Below are 8,162 nucleotides of genomic sequence, written 5' to 3'. Positions count from 1 at the left end.
CACCGCCTTGTGCCGCATGACCAGCCGTGACGGAAGCCGCCGCCGGGACAAAGGAGCCGTGCCCTTGCGTCGAGTTGTCGAGCGGGCGCGATGCCGCAGGCGCAGGTGCGCCGCGGACCGGCTCATCTGGCGCCTCGGTTGCAGCACCGCCTTGTGCCGGATGTCCAGCCGTGACGGAAGCCGCTGCCGGAACAAAGGAGCCGTGCCCTTGCGTCGAGTTACTTGATGGCGGTGGGGGCGCCGCAGGCATAGGCGCGTTGCGGGGAGGGTTCGCCGACGAAGCGGTTCCGCCGTCACCTTGCGTCGAGTTAATTGACGGCGGTGGGGGCGCCAACGTCACTGTAGCGCGGGGAGGATCAATCGGTTTCATATCTCCGGCACCGCCCTGCGCTAAGAAATAGGCACCCCTAATAACAGAGGGTCGATTGAAGTGAGCCTCACCCTTAGCAACATCGTCCTTGACGTCCAAGCGAACCCTTTCATGATCTCGCCCCGCCCTCTTCACGTCCCCTCTTTGAGTAAACTCATCGACATGGTCCATCTGATTATTCTGGTAATTTTCTTTAAGTCTATCTTCAGTCGGCATCGACACGGAGCTTGGACGCCCCACTGCGCCACTGTTTAGTGGTTGTATTTTAGCGACATGCTGCTCGACTCCACTAGCGATCTCCGGAATTTCCCTCTCTTTGTCTGACAGGCTGGCGAATTTCGATGCGTCTCCCATCTTGCCGTGATCATGATTCGACGAACTCGATAGCACCCGGAACAGAGACGCCTTCATTTCTGTCGCTTCAGCTGCAGATGCCGCTTTTCCTAAGGGATTATTGTTGTTCAGAGTGACGAGCCCCGCATAGGTGATGAAATCATCATCATTGCGGAAAGCGCTCCTTACGACACCACCATTTCGTGCATCGTTGCGGACATAGGCGTCACGCGCTGCAAGCTTGTTGTGTCGCAGAAGCTCTCCTTCCAACCCCTCTTTCCCGCCGTGCCCCATATTGACGTTCTGAACTGCTTGTCCTGCTCCAAGCGCCTGGGTGCTGCCAAAAGACTGCTGTGCCATCTCGGCCTCTTGGTAGGCTTTCTGCGCGGTTAGAGCTTGCTGCGCGGTCTGAGTCAGCGCTCGTTGATCAGTTTCACTTAGGCTTTGTGTGAACGAATTTTCCGATGTTGTGGCGGCCTCTCGCACTGCGGTCTTCTTCAACTCTCCTGACAAAGCATCTTCCCTACCATACTGCGACTTGATCCCAGCTATGATCTTTTCAGAGGCGCTGCTCCCCGTGCTTTCGCTCATCTGGTCGACGCCCTTAGCGCCGAATTGAGCTGCCAGAGCTTTGCTCGTTTTCGCGCTGATTTGACCGGTTAAGCCGTACTCCATGGCCGCAGCGTTAATAAGCTGTTGCCCAACCGTATTGTCCTTTGCATACTGGCGAGTGATGTCCTCCATCCTGCTCGACATCAGTTTGTAAGACTCGCTATTCGTAAAGCCTGACCCACTTTTGAAAAGGTCGCTAGTTCCGTCTTTGTGCTGCTGAGCTACCTGTCGAGCAATGGTCGTCCCAAGGCTGTCAGCGAACGTTTGCGTCTTTGCATCGGCGACGTTTTGGAGAGACGAAACTTGACTTTGCGCGAGTGAGCCCATGCTGAAGTTGAGCAGTGATGACTCCTTGCCGGATGCCATCGTCACTCGACTTGAGTCAACGGTGTAGTCCGGTGCAATCTGGTATTTGGGCGCAGCGTTGAACGTGTCCCTAGCCACCTTATCCTCTTTAATGAAGTCACCTCCCTGAAGACGGCCTGCGAGGTGCGTGGCGGCCACCGAGCCACCGTAGATAAGCATGAGCGTCAGAGCTGGAACCGAGGAGGCTAGCATCTCGCCGGTGGATATCCACTTCTGCAAGGCGCCATCGGCGGCCAGGAGGCCATTCATTGAGTCAAGAGAGAAGCCAGAGTCTTCGAGACCTGCGAACCGTTTGGTGAGGCTCAAGTGGATGAACAGATTTACGATGGCAAGCACTGGCATCCAAAGCTGGATCCAGAGCAACGTCAGGACGTACTTGCCAGCAATGGATATGCCCATAGGCCCAAGTACGACAAGGAACCCCATGATTGGGGTCACAGCGTAAGTAAACCCTTCCAGGAAGGTTAGCATCGGTCGAACGATGCTTCGGAACATAGACGCCTCACCCATCCATGACATTGCTCGCTGGTTCTTCGCGTCCTCTATCATCTTGGCATAGCTGAACGCCCGGTCTTCTTCTGACCGAGCAATTGATCCGCGCTCAAAAATAGGCTGCAGTATCGATGTGGCAACAAATTGCTCCGGCGAAACCGACGTTACGCCAAGCCCCAGAAGAGCATTGCCAATCGTAGCGGAAACATCTAAAGGAGGGACGTTAAGTATAGGTGGTAGCACCTCGTTCATATATTTAGTAATGACCGCGCTTGTAACGGGCACAAGTTCCGCGTGCCCCTCGGAACACTCATAGCGCTCTTCGCCAGATGCTCTTATCCACAGTCTGGTAGTAGCCATAAATGAATCCCATTTAAGGGCCTGAACAAGGTCGTTAGACTTATAAAGTTTTTCGGCATCGATATCCCCTCTGCTAATGCCGACAGTTGTGCATGCGGCAACATATTCTGCCCAAGATTTTGCGAAGTTCGATGACCCGCCAGCGAAGTTGTTTGCTGCCCCAAGCATCACCGGATCACCGGTGGTAATGCGAACCTTCTTCAGCACCTCCAGCGCACTTCCATACCCATGCTGCGTCATGGAAGGCATTGAGAACCCTTGTTCGAAAAGCAGAGTGAGCTGGTAGCCAATCTCTGAAATCAGTGAGCCACCCGCCGCTACCCCCACAGGCACATTTGCAATCGGGCGCACTTGGCCGGTATATGCATCGGTGACAGTGACGGTCGTGGGAGGGCCAAAGAGGAGAGAGAACACAACCCAACCCAGGAACACTTTCTGCCAATCAATTGCCCGCGCGCCCGCGCCGACTGCCTGAAAGCAGACAAGCAGGGCTCCAAGAAGAAGACCGATCTGCGCAACAGCATAAAACTCGCCAGTTCCGACAATCATAGCGACTGCGTTGAGGATCTCGGCAAGAAACGCGGCATCACCAATGCTGTTTATGTTCCACATATCACCATCACTCCCTTGCGACGGCGCCGGTTGCCGCATATCGCACTTTTTCGGCAATGTCCAACAGTACCAAATAATCTCTGTAAAGATCTGTTGGGCTGCCGATTTGCTGACTAACCTGTTGCTGTTGCTCGCGCAGATCCTTGCGCGATTCCTGTAGTAGGGCACTCAGCGCCTTCGCATGCGCGTCATCTGTGACCTTCACGGCTGTATCAACGGCTTTGCTCATGTCGTCCACCATCAGGGTGGCCAAATCATGGGCTAAGTGAGGAATAGCGCGTTGCGTCAAGGCAACGGCCCCATGTCGTCCATTTTTTGCCAACTGGAAAATCATCGGCGCTAAGTTGTAAGGCTGCGGTGAGAAAAAAGCTCGATCTGCCTCACTCAATCTTCCTTGATTGCTGGCAATCCGATGTATTAGTCCCGGTGTGCCTCCGCTACCATCGAGCAGTTTTTCCTCCAATAACTTGCGAAAGCCCTTAATAACAATAGTACCCATAGTCGGATTCGTGCACCCGTTGGCCCCCTTATTGTCGCAACGAAGAACCGGGATGGGCTGACCGTTTGTTCCATTCACTAAATCTCGGAAGCGAATTTTGTTTCCGGTGATGGCGGTATATCGCGGCGCCTTTTTTCCGTCCCCCGCATCTTCCATATCGCCGACCACGACGGTACCGGTGATGTTCATCATGGCCTCAAGCATGTCTTCATCGCCGCCCGTAAACCAGCCACTGACAGCGTGCTTCTTAAGTGCTCGCCAGACAAGATTCCCTTTGACTTTTGTTTCAAATTCGTTTGGCGTGTTATTTGCGACATCCTGAACGGGTCCAGACCCGCCGGTGTTTGTCCATGATTGGAAAATGTCACCAATGCCCTTGGAGAAGCTAATCTTTGACGCTTCAGTTTCCTGCTTTTTCAGTGCTGCACCCAGCGTGTCGTTAACGATGCCCTGAGCCAGCTGGCAGCTGTTGCCGAAGAACTGGTTAAGTTCCTGAATCTTCTTTTGAATTTGCTCGATGATCGACGCGCACTCCGGGCACATCGAACCCAATGCAAGCTGAAATGCATAACCGGCAGCATTGGCAGCGATACCGCGCATCAGCTGCACAAACTGATCGGCGTTAATAAAGCTGAAGCTGCCACCGAACAAATCAATGCCGCCGCAGCCAGCTTCGAAACTCGGTGGCACGAACGAGATCAAGTTCTCGTTCATAATGCGGTTTTTGGCCGTGAACTGCCCACCAGCGAATACACCGCGCCGTTGCGTTTCCCAAACCCCAGGTGGAGTTGTGTTGCTCATGCTGCCGAACAGCGAATCAATTTGGCTTTGCAGCCCAGCCGCCTGAACATGGATGGGTGCCGCGGCGACGGTGAGGCAAGCGCTCACGGTTGCCGCGGCGACGATCTTGCGAGCGGTTTTGGTCATTGCTTCACCAATGAGCGGAGATGGTTGACGAGTTGAGTGGGGTCCGAGGCGACCTCGGGTGGCATATCGATCTTCGCGGGCAGCATTGGCCCGGTGTCCACGGCGCGGGTCTTGTTGAACGTCTCCTGGTCGATCCAGCCGGCGTTAAGCGCGCCGGTCAGAATTCGCCGCCTCAACTCCTGCAGCGATAGGACGCCGCGAGCGATCGTCTGGATGCCTTCCGGCGGCCGGACCAGCACCAGGGTCGGGGTGCGGTCCACACCCAGCCTTGCAGCCTGTCCCGTGTCCGCCCGGAAGTTCGGGAACTGACCGCCAGGCAAGGGCTTTCCATCAAGGGAGATTGAGGTGATGTTGAAGCCATAGGCGCGTTCCAGCATCTCCAAAACCGGCGCCTGCTTGTCGCAGTAGACGCAATCGCTGCGGTAGAAGAACCAGATGCCGACCTGCTGGGCGATCTCCTTCAACTCTGCGTCGGTGGCCTCACCCGCCACGGCATTCATCTCGTTCGCGGCAAAGGTCGCGGTTGGGCGACGGCCGGTTTCGTCGAGCAGCGGATCGCCCACGACGACGCGCTGGGCCATGTCCGTGAACGCCGAGGCCTTGTCCATGGCAAGCCGCTGAACGACGTAGTAGGCGCGCACGTTTTCAGCGCTGGGGTCATCGAGCGCGCGGTCACGGTACTTGGGCAAATTCTCCCGCAACCATGCGGCCGAGCCGAATGATGGCGAGGCCGGAACCTTCGGCTCTGGAGTTGCTAGTGGCTGAACGGGAGGCGGGGTTGGAGCTGGCGCTGGAGGAGCGGGCTCCTCCTTTTTCGGGGGCGGGGGTTCTTCGTCTGGCTCCGGCTCGACCTCATACCAGAACCAGCCGCGCTCCCGATCGCCATAGAAGCCGGCGGGCTGCCCCATCTGCTGGGCGGACGCAGAATAAGCTATCGACGCCGCGAGCAAGGCAGCAGTGGTGCTGATGAGAGCGGAGCGTATCGTCATGCCCGCAAAGTTACCTTTCCAGGCCCCTTCTTCGCGCCGCTGAAAGGCGCTGGAAATCGATGCCTTTCTCGGGTGTGGCGGGCTATAATAAGCTTGAATGACACATGGAAACGGGTCACTCCCATCCCCTGGATGGGAATACCCAACAGCAGATACAGCTGGCTAAACTGAACAAACGAACAAGCGCCGGGCTTCCAATGTCCATGTTGGACACCGATGTGGGTTTGCCCACAAGGTGAGACAGGGAATAGCGGAAAGACTTGCCGCAGAGGCCCCGGCCGACGGCATAACCTGAGACAAGGGAACCTCGTAAGGTGGGAATTCCCGCATCGGCTTACGCATAAAACAAGAATTTCCGCATTTTCGAAACCACCAAAGAACCAAGGAACAAGCCTTTGAATCGGGGGTGATTCACTGACGTCCCACTCGCCGAAAGTCTCACCTTATGGGGGTGAAACTCTCGGCTTATGGGGTGCCATTCTCACGTTATGCGGACACCGACAACCGAAAGCCCGGCAAGGTGCCAGTCATTTTTTAGGAGCATTTTCCTGCGCCGCAGGAGTAGCATTTTTCGCAGCCATCCTCACGAATGACCGCGACCTCGTTGCAGCTTGGGCATAGCATGGCGCCAGGAAGCGCTTGCGCCTTGGCCTGGACCATCCTCGTCCCCTCCACCGAAGTGGACACTTGGAGCGCCTAACAAAACGGGGATTGGGCTGTTGGGAGGGGCATGGCTGCACCTCTCGTCTCCGATGCCCTGTGGGCGCTGATTGAGCCTTTGCTTCCGCCGGAGCCACCCAAGCCGAAGGGCGGGCGGCCCCGGCTGGATAACCGCGCGGCGCTGACCGGCATCCTGTTCGTGTTGCGCTCCGGCATTCCCTGGGAACTGCTGCCGGTGGAGATGGGCTGCGGCTCGGGCATGACATGTTGGCGCCGGCTGCACGAATGGCACCAAGCCGGCGTCTGGGAACGGCTGCACCGCGTGCTGCTCGACCGGCTCGGCTACGCCAACGCCATCAACTGGGAGCGGGCCGCGGTGGACAGCGCCGCCGTTCCGGCAAAAAGGGGGGCGAGGAGACCGGCCCGAACCCGACGGATCGCGGCAAGCCGGGCTCCAAGCGGCACATCCTCGTCGATGCCAACGGCATTCCACTCGCTCTGAGGATCTCGTCGGCCAACCGGCACGACAGCAAGCTGCTTGAGGCGCTGGTCGATGCTGTGCCGGCGATCCGCCAGTGTGTGGGCCGGCCACGGCGCCGACCGGCCAAGTTGCACGCCGACAAGGGCTACGACTTCGCCTTCTGCCGACAAGCGCTGCGACGGCGGGCCATCATTCCGCGTATCGCCCGCCGCGGCATCGAGAGCAGCGAGCGCCTGGGCCGACACCGTTGGGTGGTCGAGCGTACGCTCGCTTGGTTCGCCCGCTTCCGCCGCCTCGCCGTCCGTTACGAGCGGCGCGCCGACATCTTCACCGCCTTTCACCACATCGCCGCCAGCCTCATCTGCTGGCGCTTCGTACTGAAATGGTTCTGTTAGGCGCTCTTGGTGGCAGTCGCAGTTGGGACCGCGCTGCTGGGCGTCGAGAGACAAGATGTACGCTTCGAGCTTGTGCGCGATGAGCGACACCAGACCTCGATACATCTTTCCCTCAACCCACGCCACGTCTGGCCCAGAGACGGACTTGAGCTTGGCGAGAGCACCCATCGGATCTGCGTCGAAGCGGAGGATGTGGCTCAGCAGCTTGGCGACTGCGGTGGCCAGTTCCGTTTCGGCGAGGCTGTCGGTGGAGACGAATACTTCCACAGCGCGCGTGCGGCCAGTTGGTTCGGTATAGCGAGACACATTCAGGTAGAAGGTCTGATTGTTGAACTTCACCTTCAGGCGTTTGCTATCCAGCTCATCCGGCAGCTTGGTGGTGATCGGCGGTGCGGCAGCCGACACCTCAGCCACGGCGGGCTTCGGTTCGACCTTCTCCTCCGTTTCCGACAGGACCGAACCCGTCACCGAGTTGGGACGGTAGGTCGTGCAGCCCTTACAGCCGGTTGCGTACGCAAGCGTATAGACGTCCTTGAATGCCTCAAACGACACCTCCGCAGGGAGGTTGACCGTTTTGGAAATTGAGGAGTCCACGTACCGCTGGCACACAGCCTGGGTGAGAACGTGATCGCGTACCGACAGCTTGGCGGTTGTGACCATGAACTCGGGCAAGCAAGCGGCCGTCTCCGGAGCTTCCGGGTCAAGGCCGTGCATGTGGCAGTAAAGAAGGTAGGCCGGATCGAAAACTACCTCCGACACCATCTCTTCAGCGACACGGCGCTGCCGGACGTAACGGAATGCAAACACCGGTTCGATGCCGCTGCTCTGATTTCCGACATACAGGCCGGTTGTGCCCGCGGGGGCATCCGAGAGCAGCACGCCGTTACGAATCCCGTACCGGTCAATGCCGTCGCGAATGTCCTTGGGAAGGCGCTTGACGAACGGGCGGGCGAGGTATTCCTCCTTTTTGAGGCTCTCCGGAAAATCGGGTTGATCCGGGGTCAAATCGCATCCTCCTCGATCAGCCGCGCCAAGGTTGATAGGTCGATGCCGAAGTGGACATCCG

Annotated in this window: 3 protein-coding genes and 2 pseudogenes; 1 reads left to right on the top strand and 4 read right to left on the bottom strand. The window is 57.8% G+C overall.

Annotated features, from left to right (window positions below; genetic code table 11):
- From FHW79_RS26270 to traF, 3 genes are all read right to left on the bottom strand, one after another.
- A partial coding sequence (locus FHW79_RS26270; protein ID WP_183181636.1) for a conjugal transfer protein TraG N-terminal domain-containing protein occupies positions 1–3,145 on the bottom strand: 3,145 nt, incomplete at its 3' end.
- Between the two features lie 7 nt (positions 3,146–3,152).
- On the bottom strand, positions 3,153–4,571 hold the full coding sequence (locus tag FHW79_RS26265) for a conjugal transfer protein TraH (protein WP_183181635.1): 1,419 nt from the start codon (positions 4,569–4,571) through the stop codon (positions 3,153–3,155).
- Complete coding sequence (gene traF, locus FHW79_RS26260) at positions 4,568–5,560, bottom strand: conjugal transfer protein TraF (protein ID WP_183181634.1); 993 nt, start codon at positions 5,558–5,560, stop codon at positions 4,568–4,570. The genes FHW79_RS26265 and traF overlap by 4 nt, the downstream gene beginning before the upstream one ends.
- A gap of 730 nt (positions 5,561–6,290) precedes the next feature.
- On the opposite strand from traF, the pseudogene FHW79_RS26255 reads away from it, so the two are divergent.
- Positions 6,291–7,096, top strand: a pseudogene (locus FHW79_RS26255) (IS5 family transposase).
- A gap of 492 nt (positions 7,097–7,588) precedes the next feature.
- Here FHW79_RS26255 and FHW79_RS26250 read toward each other — a convergent pair.
- Positions 7,589–8,101 (bottom strand): annotated as a pseudogene (locus FHW79_RS26250) (ribonucleoside-diphosphate reductase, adenosylcobalamin-dependent); the annotation flags it as partial.
- Positions 8,102–8,162: the final 61 nt, after the last annotated feature.

The sequence above is a fragment of the Azospirillum sp. OGB3 genome (assembly GCF_014192915.1).
Taxonomy (GTDB): Bacteria; Pseudomonadota; Alphaproteobacteria; order Azospirillales; family Azospirillaceae; genus Azospirillum.
Note: the sequence above shows the minus strand (reverse complement) of the source record. Positions and strands in the feature narration are given on the sequence as shown.

Coding starts and splice junctions, on each gene's coding strand:
- traF (WP_183181634.1), bottom strand. CDS start 5,560: ATGACGATACGCTCCGCTCTCATCAGCACCACTGCTGCCTTGCTCGCG.
- FHW79_RS26265 (WP_183181635.1), bottom strand. CDS start 4,571: ATGACCAAAACCGCTCGCAAGATCGTCGCCGCGGCAACCGTGAGCGCT.